This window comes from Myxococcales bacterium (genome assembly GCA_023898405.1).
In the GTDB taxonomy this organism is placed as follows: domain Bacteria; phylum Myxococcota; class UBA727; order UBA727; family JABDBI01.
Map to the genome: position 1 here is coordinate 1,379,330 of CP060221.1, position 19,146 is coordinate 1,398,475.

17 protein-coding genes are annotated in these 19,146 nt (G+C 38.6%); 11 read left to right on the forward strand and 6 right to left on the reverse strand.

The annotated features are described in order from the left end of the window. Window position 1 precedes the first annotated feature (1 nt). From sctR to H6731_06240, 6 genes are read right to left on the reverse strand one after another with little or no spacing between them, the layout of a single operon-like run. Window positions 2–757, reverse strand: a complete 756-nt coding sequence (gene sctR, locus H6731_06215) for a type III secretion system export apparatus subunit SctR (protein USN49871.1) — start codon at window positions 755–757, stop codon at window positions 2–4. Between the two features lie 7 nt (window positions 758–764). Further along, the gene (locus H6731_06220; protein ID USN49872.1) at window positions 765–1,043 is read right to left on the reverse strand and encodes a flagellar biosynthetic protein FliO; all 279 of its coding nucleotides are present in this window, start codon (window positions 1,041–1,043) and stop codon (window positions 765–767) included. A 2-nt stretch (window positions 1,044–1,045) separates the two neighbouring features. Further along, window positions 1,046–2,242: a FliM/FliN family flagellar motor switch protein gene (locus H6731_06225; GenBank protein USN49873.1), complete on the reverse strand. Its 1,197-nt coding sequence runs from the start codon at window positions 2,240–2,242 to the stop codon at window positions 1,046–1,048. Between the two features lie 39 nt (window positions 2,243–2,281). Next, a complete protein-coding gene (locus H6731_06230; GenBank protein USN49874.1) occupies window positions 2,282–2,866 on the reverse strand; it encodes a hypothetical protein in 585 nt (194 codons plus the stop codon). Then, complete coding sequence (locus H6731_06235; protein USN49875.1) at window positions 2,859–3,347, reverse strand: hypothetical protein; 489 nt, start codon at window positions 3,345–3,347, stop codon at window positions 2,859–2,861. The genes H6731_06230 and H6731_06235 overlap by 8 nt, the downstream gene beginning before the upstream one ends. A gap of 4 nt (window positions 3,348–3,351) precedes the next feature. Next, the gene (locus H6731_06240) at window positions 3,352–4,710 is read right to left on the reverse strand and encodes a FliI/YscN family ATPase (protein USN49876.1); all 1,359 of its coding nucleotides are present in this window, start codon (window positions 4,708–4,710) and stop codon (window positions 3,352–3,354) included. A gap of 199 nt (window positions 4,711–4,909) precedes the next feature. Here H6731_06240 and H6731_06245 point away from each other — a divergent pair, with 199 nt between their 5' ends. The 11 genes from H6731_06245 to H6731_06295 all read left to right on the forward strand — a co-directional run bounded on the left by H6731_06245 (window position 4,910) and on the right by H6731_06295 (window position 19,143). Next, the gene (locus H6731_06245) at window positions 4,910–6,631 is read left to right on the forward strand and encodes a phospho-sugar mutase (protein ID USN49877.1); all 1,722 of its coding nucleotides are present in this window, start codon (window positions 4,910–4,912) and stop codon (window positions 6,629–6,631) included. Window positions 6,632–6,647: 16 nt separating this feature from the next. Further along, the gene (locus H6731_06250; protein ID USN49878.1) at window positions 6,648–7,904 is read left to right on the forward strand and encodes a BamA/TamA family outer membrane protein; all 1,257 of its coding nucleotides are present in this window, start codon (window positions 6,648–6,650) and stop codon (window positions 7,902–7,904) included. 75 nt (window positions 7,905–7,979) lie between these two features. Beyond that, window positions 7,980–9,761, forward strand: coding sequence for a long-chain fatty acid--CoA ligase (locus H6731_06255; protein USN49879.1), 1,782 nt, complete (start codon window positions 7,980–7,982; stop codon window positions 9,759–9,761). 262 nt (window positions 9,762–10,023) lie between these two features. Then, on the forward strand, window positions 10,024–11,013 hold the full coding sequence (locus tag H6731_06260) for a hypothetical protein (protein ID USN49880.1): 990 nt from the start codon (window positions 10,024–10,026) through the stop codon (window positions 11,011–11,013). Between the two features lie 27 nt (window positions 11,014–11,040). Beyond that, window positions 11,041–13,542: a type II secretion system secretin GspD gene (gene gspD / locus H6731_06265; protein USN49881.1), complete on the forward strand. Its 2,502-nt coding sequence runs from the start codon at window positions 11,041–11,043 to the stop codon at window positions 13,540–13,542. A 34-nt stretch (window positions 13,543–13,576) separates the two neighbouring features. Further along, entirely contained in the window at window positions 13,577–15,358 is a 1,782-nt protein-coding gene (gene gspE, locus H6731_06270) for a type II secretion system ATPase GspE (protein ID USN49882.1), read from the forward strand. A gap of 9 nt (window positions 15,359–15,367) precedes the next feature. After that, window positions 15,368–16,606: a type II secretion system inner membrane protein GspF gene (gspF, locus tag H6731_06275; GenBank protein USN49883.1), complete on the forward strand. Its 1,239-nt coding sequence runs from the start codon at window positions 15,368–15,370 to the stop codon at window positions 16,604–16,606. A 15-nt stretch (window positions 16,607–16,621) separates the two neighbouring features. Next, window positions 16,622–17,059 carry a type II secretion system major pseudopilin GspG gene (gene gspG / locus H6731_06280; GenBank protein USN49884.1) on the forward strand — a complete coding sequence of 146 codons (438 nt, stop codon included), beginning with the start codon at window positions 16,622–16,624 and terminating at the stop codon, window positions 17,057–17,059. A gap of 12 nt (window positions 17,060–17,071) precedes the next feature. Further along, entirely contained in the window at window positions 17,072–17,764 is a 693-nt protein-coding gene (locus tag H6731_06285) for a type II secretion system protein (GenBank protein USN49885.1), read from the forward strand. Beyond that, window positions 17,754–18,425 carry a prepilin-type N-terminal cleavage/methylation domain-containing protein gene (locus H6731_06290; protein USN49886.1) on the forward strand — a complete coding sequence of 224 codons (672 nt, stop codon included), beginning with the start codon at window positions 17,754–17,756 and terminating at the stop codon, window positions 18,423–18,425. The genes H6731_06285 and H6731_06290 overlap by 11 nt, the downstream gene beginning before the upstream one ends. Beyond that, a complete protein-coding gene (locus H6731_06295; protein USN49887.1) occupies window positions 18,415–19,143 on the forward strand; it encodes a prepilin-type N-terminal cleavage/methylation domain-containing protein in 729 nt (242 codons plus the stop codon). Before H6731_06290 ends, H6731_06295 begins: the two co-directional genes overlap by 11 nt. Window positions 19,144–19,146 lie beyond the last annotated feature (3 nt).

The following is a 19,146-nucleotide window of genomic DNA, read 5'->3' on the forward strand; positions in this document are numbered from 1 at the left end:
TTTAGACCTTCAACAATCCTTGAGCGAGGAGATGCCAACCATCAACCAAAACAAACAAAAGAATTTTAAACGGCAAACTTATAGTGGTGGGAGAAAGCATCTGCATTCCTAAAGCCATAAGCAGATTTGCTATGGTCATGTCAACTACCAAAAAGGGCAGATAAACCAAAAAACCGATTTGAAACGCGTGGCTCAACTCACTGATCAAATATGCTGGTGCTAAAATAATAAAATCGCTTTCATTCACTTCGCTGTGAACATCGTTTTTTTTCAAGATAGATAAAAATAATTCCTTGTCCTTATCTTTTGTTCGTTCATTCATGAATGCTCTAAAGGGCTCTTTGGCTGTTTCTATCAATAATTCAAGAGATTCTTTTTGAGGCTTTTGGAAAAAATTTTTTGCTTCAAGCTCCTGGTAGATACTGCTCAACACAGGATACATAGAAAAAATTGTTAAAATCATACTAAGGCTGACGATCACGATGTTGGGCGGAGCTTGCGCAGTTCCTAAAGCCTGTCTGGTAATGGATAAAACGACAATAATTTTAGCAAAGCTTGTCACCATGATGGCGATAAATGGAAGTAAGCTTATGCCGATAAGAAAAAATAATAAATAAAATGGATCGCTCAAAAATCCTGTATCGGATCCAATATATTTTTCGTGAGCCCACAGAGGGAATACGAGCACGCAAAGAGCAGAAACGATAAAAAAATTCGTTGCAGATAAATAGGGAGTGGAAAATTTTTTACGTAGCATAGCCTGCTTAAACGTCTGAATCACTCAGCTTTATTCGGGTATTTTTTATTTGTTCAAGAGCTAATGCTGTGCCGTTTGATGCGAGCAAAAATTTCCTGCCTTCAATTTCCACTAAACTAAGCGCAGTTTTTTGATCAATACGACGATATGAAATTATTTTAATAGAATTAGGAGGGCTTCCATGTGATGATAAAAATCGTCTTTTAATGAGAATGACTATCAAGTAGATGGCAGCCAAAAAGGTACTTATGCCGATCAAAATTTTAATCAATAAAAACGATTCCACAATCACTCACTATCATCATTGAGATCGAGAATCTTAATACCTAATCGGCCGTTGATCTGAATAGGAGTACAATAGCCGATGACTTTGTTTTCTATAACCATTTCTAAAGGGTCACCGATCTTTTGCTGTAGGTCGATAATTTGTCCGGATTGCAGTTGCCCAATTTCTTTGAGTGTCATGGGAAGTCTAGAAACCTCTATACTCATAGCAACGCGCATGTTTTGTACAAGCTCGCTAACATTTTGTTTTTTTTCATGAGCACTTGCTCCAAATGCGTTTTCATTAGAAATTTCGATAGCTTTCACTGGCATTCTTTCTTCTTCCTGTAAGTGATCAAAACGAAAAAAATAACAAGAATCTTTTACAAAGATAAAGCCCTTGAAAAATAGTTGGTCCCATTGGGCGTTGATTGATCCTTGCAGTATTTTTTGAGACCAAGACAATGTTGAATCATTAAAAATTATCATATCGCCACACGACATATTTTTAACTGTATTTAAATCAACTAAAAAACGATGAGCAATAATCGAAAAATTTCGGTTAATATGTCTGCATCTTTCCAGTGCTCGATTAATATTCACATTGTTTTGAGGGACTAAGTTACTCATGGAGAGAGGAATAAATAAATTTAAGATGTATTTGTTTTCCATTGAATTGAGAATAAAATTATGGATCAAAAAGTCGTCATCAAAATTATTTTTAATTTTATCTTCGTTGGTGTGAAATACTCCAAGTATTTTTAAAAGTGGCATTTTATCGCCTAAGGATTTAGAAAGCTCAATGATAAGACGAGCAACAATAAATGAAAATAAACCCTTTTCCGTTGATGAAAATAAAAGACCGGGTTTCTCGTCTATTAATGAAGAAGCCAGCAGTCGAGCTAGAAATGTTCTGCTCAAATTTGAATCGAGTGCTACATAAAATATATGGCCGCTTTTCACATGTAGTAATTTAACAAAAAGATCGTCAAATTGGTTAGTATCTTCGACGCCATTGTGAGGTAGGAAGGTTGTGCTACCAAATTCGATTGTGGTAGGACTTCGGTAAAAGGTCTCTATGCTATGCGCAATGCAATCAATGACAGGAGAAAGAAAGTTCGCTAGAGTTGAATGCTTTAAGCTAAAATTTATTAAGCGAGCCTTACGTTCATCAATCATTTCAGCAACTTGGCCAATTACCTGTGAATTCTCAAAAGCCATTGCTCGCGCAATCTCCGCTGAGGTTGAAAAAAATCCCTCCTACTTAAACACGAGATTTTGCAAATTTATTTCTTTAGCCGCCAATTTTTTGCTCAGATAATTTTGATGTTGTTTGAGAACATCTACAGCCTCTGGGCGAGCATTGAGCAGAACAATATCCAAATCATTTTTATTGCAACAAAGACTGAAATGAGCATTTTTAAATAAACCTTGGGAAACATAAAAACTACTGTTCATTTTATTTTCGTTGAAACTTAGACTTATTTTTTTAATTAAATTGTGCAGTTCGATGAGAGTTAGATTTGGAACAGTAGTTTTTTCAATATGAAAATTTTCCGAATTTTTAATTGAATGGATAGATAGATTTTCACTTTTAATATGATGAAATTCATTGAGTGAAAAATCATTTATTGGACTATTAGATTGATCGATGTTTATTTCATTGTCGAATAGGTTTTTATTTTTATGATGTGAGTGAATTTTTTCTGAAATTTTTTTATTTGATATTTTATGGAGAAGCTGATTACAGAAATTACTTTTCTTGCCATGTGTGATAAAAATTTTTTTCGCTGGAACAGCTTTTTTTGATTTGCATATTTGTTCAGCTCTTAAATTTTTAGACACGTTGGCGCCTCGACCAAAAACGCATTCCGTTTTGATCATCATTTTCATATTCAGCTTTTAAATTTTCGTATTTTTTATGATTAAGTTGCCAAAGGCTGTGATGCTTATTGATAATTTTTAGTTCACGCTGTGCTTCGACCGCATCCGTCATAGCCGAGTTTTTTCGCTCGTATGCTTGTTTAACTGCTTCTTCCTGCTGGTCAAGAGATTTTTTAATGCTTTGCTCAGATGACAAATTTTTCTGTAAAATTGATGCCATAAGCATGGTTTGGCTCTTGTTGATTGGACCATTTTGCGCGCGTACAAAAAAATTCTCTTGTAATGCTGAGCGTCCGTTGATGGTTTGTACGAGATTTCTTTTAATCTGTGTTAGCTTTTTTTGCTCGGATTGAAGTTCAAAATGAGCTTGTGATAGCTTTTTTTCGGCACAATTTTTATTGTGCTCTCTCACTTTAAGGAGCGTAACGAGCGAATACTTCATAGTTTCACACGAGTCTTAGAAGTTCGTTTCTTGTTTGGTGATAGTCAGTGAAATCACTGATTGGCTGTTTTAGGAATGAGTTTATTTGAGGAAGTTTTCTTATCGCCATATCAACCTCCGAATCCGATCCAGATTTATATGCACCCAATAAAATTAAATCTTTATTTTTTTCGTAAACAGATAGCAAAGATCGTAAACGAGATGCAGCATTTTTTTGTCTATCATCGACAATTGAATTCATAACTCGACTCAACGAAGGCAAAACATCAATTGCTGGCCAATGACCTCGTTCGGCTAAAGAGCGATTTAAAATAATATGACCATCGAGTATCCCTCTTACTTCGTCAGCAATGGGTTCATCAAAATCGCTTCCCTGAACCAAAACGGTGTAAAGTGCAGTGATAGATCCAATATGATTGGTGCCCGTTCGTTCCATGAGCTTTGGAATTTCAGCAAATACACTCGGAGGATAACCTTGTCGTGCTGGAGGCTCTCCAAGGGCTAACCCTATTTCCCTTTGTGCTCTGGCAAAACGTGTTGCGCTATCCATAAGAAATAAAACATCTTCACCTTGATCACGAAACCATTCAGCGATGGCAGTTGCGACATAGCAACTAAGGTAGCGAACCAAACTTGGTTGATCTGAAGTTGCAACAATGACGATACATTTATTGAGTGAATCCTTTAATGTATCATTGATAAATTCCATCACTTCTCTTCCACGTTCACCAACTAAACAGACAATCACTATTTTTGCTTCGGTATTCCGAACAATTTGTCCCATGAGTGATGATTTTCCTACTCCTGATCCAGCAAACAAACCTACTCGCTGTCCTTTGCCTATCGTAAGTAAACTATCGATGGCACGAACTCCCAAGGAAAGAGGTTCGCAAATAGGTTTTCTTGTATAGGGATCTGGAGCCTGACGATTGAGAGGCCAATCTTGCAGTAAAGAAATGTCTTGTACATTTCCTTTATTATCGATGGGATTTCCTAAGCCATTGAGTACTCGACCCAAAAGTTGATAACCAACTTTTAGCATGAATGGTTTTGTGCTCGGGATTACTTGTGAGTTAGGACTTAATCCTGTAGTGTCATCCAAAGGCATGAGAAAAACATCATTTTCTCTAAAACCAACCACCTGAGCTGGAAGTAAGCTTTTTGAATTTGAACGAGTGATGTGAACCATTTCACCCACACTTACTAAGGGAACCGAAGCGCGAATAACCAGTGAAGTAAATTCTAGTACTCGACCATGTAAACAAAAAAGTGGTGTGCTGTTTAGTCGTTGACTGAATAGTGATTCATTTTGAAAAAAAAATGGTTTTGCTAGTGATTTTATTTTTTCGTGTGAACAGTTCATGGTTTTATGATCGCTTTTTTTTAAATGGTCTTAACTAAACCTTTGGCAGCTGTACGATGTTTCAAATAAAAAATTCCTTCACCAAATTTAGCTGTTTAGAGATATTGCTATTAGTGTCATGCTTGGTTTACTCCTTCTCTGATAATGTCTAACATGCAATCGTGACCATCACTTTTATCGGGCCTAATGGATGACATTGATGAATGAATTTCTGCAAAAAAAATTGAGTGATTATCTCTTAGAGGATCCAGAAAAAAAAAATAAAGATGAATTGATTGCGCTCAAAGGAAAAAAAGAAAAACATGCTGAACTCGAGGATAGGCTGAGTAGTTTTTTGAAATTTGGAACTGCAGGGTTACGGGCAAAAATGGAAGCAGGTTACAAGCGTATGAATCTTGTTTCCGTGTATCGCTTAGCTTATGCCCTATCTTTAGAAGTAAAGGCACAAAATCATCGAACAGCGCTTGTTGTAGTTGGCTATGATGCTCGACATAACAGCTATAAATTTGCTTGCGAAGTTGTGAGTGTGCTCGATAGATGCAACATCCCATCACTTATGTTTTCTGAGTGTGTACCAACTCCTCTATGTGCTTTTGCAACTAGAAATTTAAATGCAACTTTCGGAGTGATGATCACTGCTAGCCATAATCCTGGAAGTGATAATGGCATTAAGCTTTATGATTCAAAAAGCCGTCAACTCTATGGTGAAAGCCTAAAGCGCATCGAAAATAATATGATAACTGCACCTATGAGAAATGATTTTTTAAATTCGCACGAGAAAGTTCCCACATTATCAAAATCAATTGATCAAAGTGTGATCGATGAATATTTCCGGAAAATAAAAAGCAGTAGATTTTTTGATGAAGATGATCTCGATAAATCATTAGCTATTGTCTATACAGCATTTCATGGAGTGGGAAAAAAATATTTTTTGCGTGCCCTTAATGAAAGCGGGTTTTATCAGATTGAAATTGTAAAAAAACAGTCGGAACCAGATGGCGATTTTCCAACTCTTGATTTTCCCAATCCAGAAGAAAAGAATGCTTTGGATTTGGCTTATGTTAAGGCTGATGAGTCAAAAATTTCATGGGTGTTTGCCAATGACCCTGATGCAGATCGACTGCAAGTGGCCTGTCGTGATGATGATGGAAAATTTAAGAAGCTTTCTGGAAATGAGATGGGCTGTCTATTAGGTTATTTCAGTCTTGATAAAGGCATTAAAGAAGGCGTAAACCCTTTGGTAGCCAGCAGTATTGTCTCTTCGAGAATGCTAAAAAACATAGCAAAGTCTTTGGGAGCATTTTATGTAGATGGTCTCACTGGCTTTAGTAATATTGCTCATGCGGCTATTGAGCAAGAGAAAAAAACAAATGCAAAATTTGTCTTTGCTTATGAAGAAGCAATTGGCTTTTTAGTGGGAAAAATTGTTTTGGATAAAGATGGAATTAATGCAGCGGTACATTTTATGGAAATAGCGGCATACTTATCCAAAGAAAAAATTTCGGTATGGAATTTTTTGAATCAACTCTATCTTCAATTTGGACTTCATTTAAATGTTCAGTGGTCGAAGCGTTTTAAGGGAATTCATGCTCACGATGAAATGAATAGAGTTATGAAAAAATTACGTCTGCTGTCCGAAAACGAAATTATACCATATCACGGAAATTGCTGGGTAAAGCATGACCTTTCCCAACCTCAAAATAAAGGCCCTTATGAGAAAGTTATTGCTGATATAATAATTTTTGAAATAACAAATTTAGGCAGATTGATAATTCGTCCTAGTGGAACGGAACCAAAAATAAAATTTTATTTAGAACTGATGAATTTTGATGTGAATAAAATTGAACTTGAGGATCAAAAATTGTCACTTCAATCGGAATTGAGTAACTATCAAAAAATAATCGAACAAATTGTGGGCTGACAAGGTGGTGATAGAAATGAAAAAAAAATTATTTATTCAAGCGTTATGTCTGATGGTTAGTATTTTAGTAACGACCACTGCTTTTGCTCAAGAAAATGAAAAGAAAATCAGGTTTTCTGGAATTCCTGCCTTTGGTTTTGGAGCGGATACAGGTTTGGGGAGCGGTGTCATTGGTAATATGTACATCGATGAAGAGGGGTACAAGCCTTATCAAACCAGTATTGGCTTAAAAATTTATTTAACTACAAAATGGGTAAATTCACATGCTCTCACTTTTGACAGACTAAAGGCTTTTGGTTTGCCATGGCGTTTAACTGGAAGATTAGGGTTTTATTCTACACCTGCTCAAAATTATTGCGGACTTGGAAATCAGGCCAATTGTGATGAAGAACGAGCAAAGATAGAAGCCAATAAACTATCTCTTTCAGAGGAAAAGAAAGAAGAATTCATCAGACGATATTATGAAAATCGCTTCATGTCTTTTTTTGGCGAAATATTTTCTCGGTGGATACTGTGGCAAGGTGATGCAAAGCTTGAGCTGATGACAAGTTACCGCGGAAACTATTTTCTCAATAGAGATTTTAGTGAAAAAGGTCCTTATCCCAATTCGCTTTTCGATAGAGATTTTAAAAATAAAAAAATAGACGGTTACCTCAGCACGCTTGAGCTTGGACTTATGTTGGATAGCCGTGATAATGAGCCAGCCCCAACCTCAGGGTATTGGCTTGAGTCAAGTATTAGAGGAGGAGCGTCATTTATTGGGAGCGATTGGGATTATGTAGCTGCCAATCTATCTGCGAGATTTTATTTTCCATTTGATGATGAGCGCCGCTTTGTTTTTGCATCACAAACAATTTTTGATTCCATCTTTTATGGAACACTTCCCTTTGAAGCATTGTCCCGAGTCGGAGGTAGTCAATCCATCAGTGATTATAATGCTATAGGAGGTCAGTATCTTGGGCGAGGTATTCGTGAGCAACTCTATGTAGGTCGCCTTAAGGCTATAGAGCAAATTGAGTTTCGTTATACTTTTTTGTCATTCAACTTATTTAAGCAAGATTTTGATTTAACTGGCGTTGCTTTGGGTGATATTGGTGTGACAGCTTTGGATTATAAAAATTTAGCAAAAGATTTGAGTGATATACACTTTGGATTTGGAACAGGTTTGCGCATACATTGGAATAAAACATTTGTGATTCGGGCAGATCTTGCGATGAGTCCTGCAGAAAATTTTACCCCTCGTTTTTATTTAGTGGTGGGCAATGTTTTTTAAAAATAATTAAATAAATAACCAATATTAACAGTTGTCTCATATACCTTCTGATAACCACGGACAAAGGTTAGAGCAATGCAAAGAGACATCTGTATCGATCGTCTGAAGAAGCGTGCCCTTCATCATAAAGATGAAGCAGCTTACTTTTTTAAACAAAAGAATTCATGGCAGGGAGTTAACTGGGAAGTTTATCACGATCGGGTTGTTAGCTTTGCCAAATCTCTTATTAATGCTGGAGTCGATAGCGGTGGAAAAATCGCTATTCTGGGTTTCAATCGTCTGGAGTGGCTCATAGCTGCTGTTGGATCTCAATACATAGGCGCTACTTCTGTTGGAGTTTATACTTCAAGCTCAGCTGATGAAGTATTTTATGTTGTTGATCATTCCGATGCAGAAGTATTGATTGTTGAAAATTTGGAACGATACAGAAAACAGATAAAACCAAAAGTTGATCAATTCAAAAAAATTAAGCTCATTGTTTTAATGTCGGAAGAAAAAACAGAAGACGAAAATGTCTTAAAGTGGAGCGAATTTCTACAAGCAGGAAAAACAATAAAAGCTTCGGTAGTGGATGAAAAATTTTCGGCAGTGGATCCAAATAGTATTGCCACCATGATCTATACCTCAGGAACCACGGGCAATCCCAAATCGGTCATGTTGTCCCATGCTTCTATAGCCTGGACGGTTCAGACAATGGTTCAAGTGTGGGGATGTAGTGCAAAGGATAAAGAAATTTCTTATCTTCCGCTTGCGCATATAGCCGAGCAAATGCTTACCATTTATGCTCCGATAGACTGTGGAATAAGTTGTTATTTTGTGGAGTCACCGGAAAAGTTTAAGAGTAATTTAAAAGAGGTAGAACCAACTGTGTTTTTTGGGGTACCCCGCGTTTATGAAAAGATTTACGAAGGTATTAAAGGTGCCATCAGCGAAAAAGATGCCTTGAGTCAAAAAGTATTGATGTACTTTAGAGAGTCTGCATCCGAATATTTTAGCGCCCGCTATGAAGGAAAAATGCCTTCTCTATGGACAAGTCTGCGATATTTGCTTGCGCGCCAAAAAATATTTCCAAAAATAAAAGAACAAATTGGTTTGGGTAAAGTGAGAATCTGTGCGGTAGGTGCCGCGCCAATATCAAAAGACATACTTAATTTTTTTTCTAGCATAGATATCCCTATCTATGAGCTCTATGGGCAGTCTGAAAACTGTGGCCCAACTACTTTAAGTCTTCCCAATAGTACAAAAATTGGATCGGTCGGCAAGGTTATGCCGGGGGCAGAGGTGAAAATTGCATCTGATGGAGAAATTCTTTTAAAGGGTCCGCATATTTTCTTGGGCTACTATAAAGATCCTGCAGCAACAGCGGAAGTAGTTAAAGAAGGGTGGCTGTATACTGGAGATGTTGGCAGTTTAGACAAAGATGGTTTTTTGACCATTACAGATCGGAAGAAAGATATTTTAATAACTGCTGGTGGAAAAAATATTTCACCGCAAAATATAGAATCAATGCTTAAGCATCTTCCTTATGTCCAGTCTGCAGTTGTTATTGGTGATAATAAAAAATATCTTACAGCCTTATTATCACCAGATTTTGAACATATAAAAAAAATGGCTTCTGAAAAAGGGCTAAGTATAGATGATTTTATGTCCGCTGAAAATCTAGATTCGATTTATTCAGAAATCAACAGTGCTTTGCTGGGCATTAATCAAAAATTAGCCTCTGTAGAGCAAATAAAAAAATATAAATTATTGCCTCATGAATTTAGTATCGATTCTGGGGAATATACACCTACATTAAAGGTAAAAAGAAAATTTATTAATCAAAAATATCACAGAGAAATAGCAGAGCTTTATTAATTCGCTTTGAAATTTCCTTAAATCTGCCCGAGCAAAAATAAAAACTCAAAAACTTGAAATTGAGTGATGCCGGGCTTTTTTTAATTAAATTAAATAAATTAAGGTTAACTTTTTGGCAAAACCCTCATTTTAATTTTAGGTTTTAGCTGAAAGCATTTCAATTTTGAGGCAAATTGTTTAAATAACAGTTATGATTTTTTTGGAAAGATTGAATCGTACCCATTGGTTTGTTTAGGGTTACACTACTGCAGGGAGTCGTACGGTGAATTGGCTTTTTCGCCGACATTTTTGGATTGTACATTTGGTGTTTTTGGGCATCATGTCTGCTATTGTAGCCAAAACTTTCACTACTTTGATGGGATACTGGGTATCGAAGTCAATCCCAGAAAAGCCTTCTTTCGAATTTGCGAGATTTAATTCTGAAGCTGTCGAAGCAAAAAATTTTGCTATAGCTAACGAAAGAAATCTTTTTGAAGCACGTAGAGAGCAGGTTTTGCTCCCTGATGAAAGTGAGGAAGAAGAAGTATTTTCTGGCAACTGGCAGGATGCAGGTCCTTCTACTTTGCCGTTTAAGTTAATAAGTACGATGGTATTTTTTGATCCTTTGGACTCACGAGCTGTGATAATGGATCTTTCCTCTGGTAACGCTGAGGTTTTTGGGATCAATGAGTGTGAAGCTTATGTCAAGAAAAATAATCCTGAAATAGAAACGGTTCTTCCTAGCAAGGACTGGGAGCTTACGCGCCCTTGTAATTCTATTTTTGGGAGGGCGGAGCTTGTTCGAATTGAAGAAGATCGCGTCTATATACTGAATAATGGGAAGTACGAGTATCTTTCTTTATTAGAGGGTGATAAAGGGATTATACGAAGACCCCGATTAGGAATGGTCACTGAAGAAGAGGGTAAGGGAATAAGGAAAGTCGGTCCGACTTCTTATGAAATTGACCAAAAAGAATTTGACACGGCCCTATCAAATGTTGCCCGGCTTATGACTGAAGCTCGTGCTGTACCGGAGCTTGATGCAGGTGGTGCAAATACCGGCTTTAAACTTGTGTACCTAAAAGAAGGGTCTTTGTTCGAAAAAATAGGAATTGAGAAAATGGACGTGTTGACCAGAATCAATGGTTTTGAGCTCAATACCCCAGAAAAAGCTTTGCAATTGTTTAGTAAGCTCAGGTCAGCCAGTAAGTTTACGATTGATTTAAAGAGGGGTGGTCGATCTATAACGCTCGATTACTCCGTGGTTAGATAAACCGAGAGACTAAGGTGAAAAATCACCATGCGATTTTTAGATATTAAAAAAGGTGGCCTTGTTGCCAATTTGTTTTTAGGTAGCATAGCTATGCTATTCGCGACTTCATTGCTTGCGAAAGTGGATGTTATACAACCATCAAATAAAGGGATGGCGGCTCCTCCTGGGGCTCCAAAAAATCAGTCAGCTATGGCTCGTCCCAAGATGCAAATGTCTGCAGCTGATTCTGGAATTCGCAGTGTGGCTCCTCAGGCCTGCGTTCCAGCAAAGGGCCAGTTTGCATGGAATTTTGAAAATGAAGATCTTCTAAAAGTGCTTAAACAGGTAAGCGATCTTCTGTGTCGTTCATTTGTAATTCATGATTCTATCAGCCCGTCAATGAAAATGACGATTATTGGAAAATCTTTGCTGACGGCCAAGGATGCTTGGGATGTTTTGGTGGCTGCTTTGGCTCAGAAAGGTCTTGCCCTGGTACAGCAAGGAGAAAGACACACTTGGACTGTGGTAAGAAGGGCGGATTCAAAAAATTATTCGACACCTTTTTATACAAAGGGGCGCGATGCTAAGAATAATGAGGAAATTGGCACCCTGTTTTATAAAGCGGTACACACATCACAAGACACCTTAAAAAACATCGGTAGAATGCTTATTTCTAAAGATGGAATGGTCGAAACTGTTGGTGATCAATTTGTCATAGTAATTGACAGCAATAGCAACATTCGTCGATTGGGTTATATTTTTTCTCAGGTCGACTTAGAAGATGCTCAAAATAGAATTCACGTAGTTAAGTTGATGAACGCTGATGCAAAAGTTGTTGAAAAACAATTGCGTGAGTTATTTGATGTCTCACCAGCTTCTACCAGAACCAGACGAAGGTCTAAGGTAGATAGTGCTAATAAGATTACAGCAAATTTGGATAAAATTATCGCTGATGACCGTACCAATAGCCTGATTTTAGTAGGCGACAAGGAAAGTTTTGATAAAGTTCAGCAGGTCATTAATTTATTGGATACCAAAGATGTAAATACCAATAAAGGTACTATTCATGTGAAGAGGCTTCGATACGCTGATGCAAAAAAGATAGCTGATACACTTAATTCTGTGCTTCAGCAAAATAAAAGCCTTCGAAGTAGATTTGGCCGGAGAGAAGAGAATACCAATGAATTATTTGAGGGCGAGGTAAAAATTACAGCGCATGAAGATACGAATACTTTGGTTACGGTCGCCTCTTCGAATGACTATCGCTCTTTACTTTCGACAATTGAAAAACTCGATATTCGAAAGGAACAAGTTTATGTAGAAGCGGTGATAATGGATATCAACGTTAGTGATACTAATAAATTTGGCGTGAGTCTCTTTAACGGGGTTGATCAAGGCATAATTCCTGGCCTGGGTGGCTCGGTTGGTATTCTTGCCAACCCTGGTGGTCAAGGCATTGCCTCAGGTATTAGCACAGCTTTGACTACAGCTGGAAAGGCTGCAAGCGAAGTAGGTGGCTTAGGAAAACAGAGCATTGGCGCTTTGGCTGTTTTGGGTAATTTTCTTTCAGGTGGTGTCGCAGGTATTATTGGCCCTAGTGTAGGCAATACGGCTATTCCAAGTTTTGGAGCAGTATTGCAGGCAATAGCAACGAATTCAAATATCGATGTTCTTTCTACACCGTATTTGCTTACAACAGATAACCAAGAAGCTGTAATGTCGGTTGGGCAAAAAGTACCCGTTATTAAGGGAGCCTCTTCTGTTGGAGGAAATGCAGGTTTAGGCGGCGTTCCTTTGCAGACTATCAATTACGAAGACGTTAAACTCACCTTCAAAGTTACTCCTCATGTTGGAGCTGATAACAATGTTAGGCTTGATATAGAGCAAGAAGTTAATGAATTGGGACAAAAAGAAAAGTTGCTGAATGCTGATCAATACCGAATCAGTACCAAATCAGCAAAGACAACTATCGTTTTGAAAGACCAGCAGACTGGAGTAATTGGGGGGTTAATTCATAATCGCTCAACTACTATTGATAATAAAACACCATTTTTGGGGGATATCCCGATTTTAGGTTGGCTTTTCAAAAATCGAAGCAGTGAAACCGAGCGTAAGAGTTTAACCTTGATTCTCACTCCTTACATTATCAGGTCGGATTATGACTATGAGAAAATTGTGGAGCGTAAGCTTAAGGAACGTGAAGAATTCGCTAATCTTTATTACGGTGGTAAGATACAAAATTATAACAAGACTATCGACTATGATAAAAAATCAGGGCCGTTATCAAGTATGATTTTGGCGCTAGATGCTGAAATGAGAAAGACTGAAAATGGCGGTGCCGGTGATGGGCATGAGAAAATTGTTTCGCCTTCTTCTGGTACGACTTCTAGCAGTGGTGGTGGCCCAGATATTATCATTGAGCAAGAAGCTGTAGATGACGAGCAAGCTGACGGGCAAAAAAATGACACTAAATTTGACCATAACTCGGCATCGATAAGCGATGAGCAGCATGTGCTAGTAACTGATAATAGCTCTTTGGTAGTTGAATAACTGCGCAAATATTTTTTGAGGACTAAGCCATCAGATGTCTGACAATAACAAAATAAAAGCACTTGTAAGAATGCGTGCTGACTTAATAGGGGTACCGCTGCCACAAATTGCAAGCGAACTTTTTCAAGTGCCTGCAAGTCTAGTTTCAGACGCGATTAGTGAAGCAAAAGAAAAATTGTCGAGTATAGCAGAAGTGCTTGTTGAGAAAAGAATTTTGACGAGCACACAAGTTGCCCAACTTCTAGCATCTCATTTAGGACTTGATGTTATCGATGCTATAGAAGTTGATGAAATTCCTGACGAGCTTTTAGGTGCTATTCCCATAGCATTTGCAAAGCATAATCGTTTACTACCTATAGCTATTACCGAAAATGAACAAGTTATTGTGGTGTGCTGCAACCCCTTAGTCCTTGAAGTAGAGGAAGAACTTCGTATTACATTTGAGCGCGACATTAAATGGGTAGTATCTTCATTTGAAGGTGTTTTGACTGCTATTAATAGTGCCTATGACCGTTCCATGCGTCAGGCTGAAACTGCTGTTGCTGAGTTAGAAGGCGAAGATGGAGGAGATCTTAAGGGCGGACTTGAAGACGAGGTAGTAGATCTTCTCGATTTAGAAAGTGACGATGAAGCACCCATTATTCGATTGGTAAACTCATTGATGAGTCAAGCGGTGAAGGATGGAGCGAGTGATATTCATATAGAACCCTATGAGAGGGAACTGCTGGTTCGTTTTAGAGTAGATGGGGTTCTGCACGAAATTATCCGCCCTCCTAAACGCTTTCAAAATTCCATTATCAGCCGTGTAAAAATTATGGGCGGTCTCAATATCGCGGAAAAGCGCTTGCCTCAGGATGGACGCATAAGATTAAAAGTAGCTGGCCGAGATTTTGATATTCGCGTATCGAGTGTGCCTACTACGCATGGTGAGCGTATTGTGATGCGATTGCTTGATCGTTCATCCGTGATGCGAGATCTCGCTCAAATTGGTTTTTCTGATTACAACCTGAAGAAGATGGATGCTTTGATACGGGCTGCCCACGGTATTTTACTGGTAACCGGACCAACAGGGTCAGGAAAAACCTCCACCCTTTATGCCTGTTTGGCCAAAATTAACCGACCTGATTTAAATATTTTAACTATAGAGGATCCTGTGGAATACCAACTTAAAGGTATTGGACAGGTCCAGGTCAATTCAAAAATTGACCTTAGTTTTGCATCTGGTTTGCGCTCATTTTTAAGGCAGGATCCGGACGTTATTATGGTGGGAGAAATTCGCGATCGAGAAACAGCTGAAATAGCTATTCAGGCTTCTCTTACAGGTCACTTAGTATTTTCTACGATTCATACCAATGATGCGCCGGGCGCTGTAACACGCTTGGTTGATATGCAAGTGGAACCTTTTTTGGTAGCCAGTTCCCTGCTTGCTGTGTTGGCTCAGCGACTTGTTCGAACTATTTGTTCCAATTGTAGAGAACCTTATGCTGCTAATGAAGAAGAGTTAAATGAGATTGGGCTTAGCCTAAATGATGTGAAAACACTTTACAGGGGCAAAGGTTGCCAGTTATGCCAGCATACTGGATATCGTGGTCGCTTAGGTATCTTTGAATTGATGGAAATTAATGATGATGTTAGAGCGGCTATTATGAATAATAATGATGCATCAACCATCAAAACAATTGCTCGAGAGCATGGAATGAAAACTTTGCGTGAGGATGGGGCACTTAAGGTTATCGCGGGTCTGACGACTGTTGCCGAGGTAACACGAGTTACGAGAGAGGATGAGACTTCGATGGACGCGATAAGCGCTGCATAGGTTAAATTAATGGCAATTTATGAATATGCAGGTATTGATAAAACGGGAAAAAGCGTAAAGGGCGCAAAAGAGGCTGATAGTGTCAGAGCTTTAAGAATTTCCCTTAAAGCGCAGGGAGTTTTTGTAACAAAAATAAAAGAGTCGAATGATGTAAATTCCAGCGGCTCATCCCGAATCAATCTTCAAAGTGAAGTAAACTTCAAAAAATTTTTTGAAAGAGTAAATGTTGAGACGCTTGCATTAGCAACGAGGCAATTGGCTACCCTGCTTCAGTCGGGTGTACCTATGCTTGAATCATTGAAAGCACTCATAGAGCAAGTAGATAATCAGACCCTTAAGCGCGTTCTTTCACAAGTTCGCGCAGACGTGAATGAGGGTTTTTCCCTTGCTGATGCTATGGCTAAGCATAAATGTTTTTCATCAGTTTACGTCAACATGGTGAGAGCTGGTGAAAGTTCAGGAGCGTTGGAGCTTGTTCTTGAGCGTTTGGCTGATTTTACCGAGGGACAGTCAAAGTTACAGTCGAAAGTAATGGGGGCATTAACTTATCCTATTGTCATGATGGTAGTAGCAATTTTGGTTGTTATTATTCTTATGACGACAGTTGTTCCAAAAATTACGGCGATGTTTGCGAGCGCAAAAGTGCAACTACCCTTAATGACTCGTGCTCTGATAGCAACGAGCTCTATTATTAGTTCATATTGGTGGCTGCTTCTGATCGTAGTAGTTGCTTTGGCATATGGATTGATGAAGCTGGTAAAAACCCCCAAAGGAAGAGCATATTGGGATAGAGCAAAACTAAAAATGCCAATTTTTGGATCGATTATGCAGATGGTGTCTATAGCCCGATTTTCACGAACTCTTTCTACTTTACTTTCTGGTGGCGTTCCGCTGCTTAACACCTTGCAGATAGTTCGTAATGTAGTATCGAATGACGCTTTGGAAAAAGCTATTGACAGTGTGCGCGAAGCTGTTCGAGAAGGAGAGGATATTGCAGGACCGCTACGAAGAAGTGGTCAATTTCCACCTATGGTAACTCATATGATTGCTGTGGGGGAGAAATCTGGGCAATTGGAAACCATGCTCTCGCGAGTCGCCACCGCTTACGAAGCTCGAGTTGAAACCAGAGTTTCTATGCTAACAAGCTTGCTTGAGCCATTAATGATATTGTTTATGGGTGTTACTATTGGTGGGATTGTAGGTGCTGTAATGGTGCCGATTATGCAAATGTCATCTTTAGTAAAGTAGGAGTCTAGAGTGTTAATGAAGAATCAAAATTTATTTTTTAAAAAAAATGCCATAAAAAATGCTGGGCGAGGATTTTCGCTTATAGAGCTCATGGTTGTAGTTACTCTTATGGCCATTTTGGTTGGTATCGGAACGGTTTATGTTATGGGCCGTTTGGCTGAGGGCAAAATTACCACTGCGCGTACACAAGCATACGAAATAGCTAAGGCTTTGGATTTATATAAACTGCAGACAGGATCATATCCAAATGCTAGTGAAGGTTTAGATGTACTAGCTAATCCTCCACGTGGCCAGCCTTTGATGGAAAAAGTACCTATGGATCCATGGGGAAATCCTTACAATTATGCTATTCCGGGAACTCATAACCCTAGATCTTTCGACGTTTGGTCGGATGGTCCAGAGGGCAACGCAGAAAATGCAGAGTTAGGAATAGGAAACTGGCAGCCAGAGTGATCTTTAATATTTATGAAAAAAACCAAGTTCTGTCAGTATCGTAATGTCAAGTTGGGTTTTACCCTGCTTGAACTGATGGTAGTGATTGTATTGCTTGGTTTTCTCATTGCCATTGCAATTCCCACTATTAATTCTTTGAGTAATACCGACCTCAAAAATGAGATAATGCGTATTTCAGGTCTTTTTAGTGAAGTCTACGGACGTGCTGCTATATCAGGCACAACACATAGAATTGTATTCGATTTAGATACCCAAACATATTGGGTTGAGAAAAAAGAAGGGGAAGCTGGAACTATTACTCCTGTTTTAGGCTATGAAGAGATAATGAAAGAAAGGCAAAAAATGCTGCTTTCTGATGAAGAAAAAGAAAAGATCGGGACTTTTCTTCCAAATTTTAAAGCCGTCGAGGATAATTTGGGGGAAAAATATAAAATAAAAGATTTTATTATCTATGGTGCTTGGACAGAACAGGCAGAACAAAGCGAACAGGTAATTCGACAAGGAACTGTATCAATTTATTTCTTTTCAGGGGGATATACCCAGTCAGCTTTCGTATCCATTGCCCGAAAAGATGATGATGTAGATAACGCTATGTATGTCGCTCTAAGTCCTTTGACCGGTGCAGTTGAAATTAATTATGGTGAACCTGAGCCCAAGCAACTTCTTGATGAAGAAAAAAAAGCAGTAGGATTCGATGAGGGGTAAAAGATCCAAAAATGGCTTTAGTTTAATGGAAGTGATGGTCGCCCTCGCTTTATTGGCTCTTTCGTTTACTTCCCTTGTGCTGGTTCAAAGCAGGGCAACTAATCTTGCTGTGCAGTCACGCTACATTTCTACCGCAACGCAGCTTGCTCGTTTTCAATTGATGGAGTGCAAGAGAGAAGTTGAAAAAATTATTTCATCGGCTTCCGATTTTAAGCAGGAAGGTGATTATCAGGAACAGGGGTTTGATGAATACAAATGGGAGTGTCATGCACCGCGCTTTAATATGAGGCCTCCTTCTGCAAGTCAGGTTGAAAGTCGAGCTAAAGCAAATGCCCCCAAAGGCCTCAAAGATGAAATGAGTACAACATCATCAGCCATGTCTCCAATGATATCTCTGATTACCGAGTCACTCGGAAATTCTGTTCGTGAGTTAGTTGTCGTAATCAGATGGAAGAATAATGGCATTGATGATGAAGTTCGGGTGGTTACACACGTTGTAGATCTTAATGCCATGGGTGCCTTGGCGAATATGCTTAAACAAACCACTGGTAATTTTAGTAGTGGTCCTAACAATTCGAACACAGTAAACACTCAACAGCAGCCGGCTGGTCAGCCTTCTTTCCCGCCCAGGTTTAGGGGAGGTGCTCCAAATGCTCCCTAATACACACCAAAAAAAATATTTTTCGGGTTTCACACTGATTGAAATCATGGTGGCAACTGTTCTTATGGCTATGATGGGATTATTGCTAATGACGTCTCTCAATACATCCGTACAGGCAAAAGATAATGTGGAGCATATTTCTCAGAGGTATCAGGAAGTTCGTCAAGCTTTATCGCGAATGTCTCATGAGATTTCGGCAGCATATTTGAGTAAGAATATTAATTTAACAGAGCCTGCATATTTGACTCAATTTAAGGGTGAAAAAAATAAATTATTTTTTAGTGCATTTGGTCACGTAGTTACGCAAAAAGATGCTAAGGAAAGTGACCAGCAGGTCTTGGGCTTTTATCTCGCTACAGATAAAAATGGAAAAAAGTCTCTCATGCGCAGAAACAACTCGCATCTTAATTTAGATGTCACCAGGGGGGGGCGCTCCCAAATATTATGTCCCAATGTTAGCGAACTTGAATTTTCTTATTACGACAGTCGATTTAAAAAATGGCAGGATTCTTGGGTTTCAGATCCATCTTCTATGTTACTTCTAGGGCAGAATAGCGGTACGAAACAGAACAGCAATGAACAAAATGATAGCCTGAAGCCTTGGCAACTTCCTGCCTTTGTTAAGATATCTATGACGGTGGAGATGAGTGAGGGTAATTTAATAAAATGGATAATGCAGACTGAGATACCTGTTCAAGATCCTTTAGAGCTCGATTAAGGG

Excerpts from the sequence above, each read along its gene's own strand:
- sctR (USN49871.1), bottom strand. The coding sequence starts at position 757 with ATGCTACGTAAAAAATTTTCCACTCCCTATTTATCTGCAACGAATTTT.
- H6731_06225 (USN49873.1), bottom strand. The coding sequence starts at position 2,242 with ATGGCTTTTGAGAATTCACAGGTAATTGGCCAAGTTGCTGAAATGATT.
- H6731_06235 (USN49875.1), bottom strand. The coding sequence starts at position 3,347 with ATGAAGTATTCGCTCGTTACGCTCCTTAAAGTGAGAGAGCACAATAAA.
- H6731_06240 (USN49876.1), bottom strand. The coding sequence starts at position 4,710 with ATGAACTGTTCACACGAAAAAATAAAATCACTAGCAAAACCATTTTTT.
- H6731_06245 (USN49877.1), top strand. The coding sequence starts at position 4,910 with ATGAATGAATTTCTGCAAAAAAAATTGAGTGATTATCTCTTAGAGGAT.
- H6731_06250 (USN49878.1), top strand. The coding sequence starts at position 6,648 with ATGAAAAAAAAATTATTTATTCAAGCGTTATGTCTGATGGTTAGTATT.
- H6731_06255 (USN49879.1), top strand. The coding sequence starts at position 7,980 with ATGCAAAGAGACATCTGTATCGATCGTCTGAAGAAGCGTGCCCTTCAT.
- gspD (USN49881.1), top strand. The coding sequence starts at position 11,041 with ATGCGATTTTTAGATATTAAAAAAGGTGGCCTTGTTGCCAATTTGTTT.
- gspE (USN49882.1), top strand. The coding sequence starts at position 13,577 with ATGTCTGACAATAACAAAATAAAAGCACTTGTAAGAATGCGTGCTGAC.
- gspF (USN49883.1), top strand. The coding sequence starts at position 15,368 with ATGGCAATTTATGAATATGCAGGTATTGATAAAACGGGAAAAAGCGTA.
- gspG (USN49884.1), top strand. The coding sequence starts at position 16,622 with ATGAAGAATCAAAATTTATTTTTTAAAAAAAATGCCATAAAAAATGCT.
- H6731_06285 (USN49885.1), top strand. The coding sequence starts at position 17,072 with ATGAAAAAAACCAAGTTCTGTCAGTATCGTAATGTCAAGTTGGGTTTT.
- H6731_06290 (USN49886.1), top strand. The coding sequence starts at position 17,754 with ATGAGGGGTAAAAGATCCAAAAATGGCTTTAGTTTAATGGAAGTGATG.
- H6731_06295 (USN49887.1), top strand. The coding sequence starts at position 18,415 with ATGCTCCCTAATACACACCAAAAAAAATATTTTTCGGGTTTCACACTG.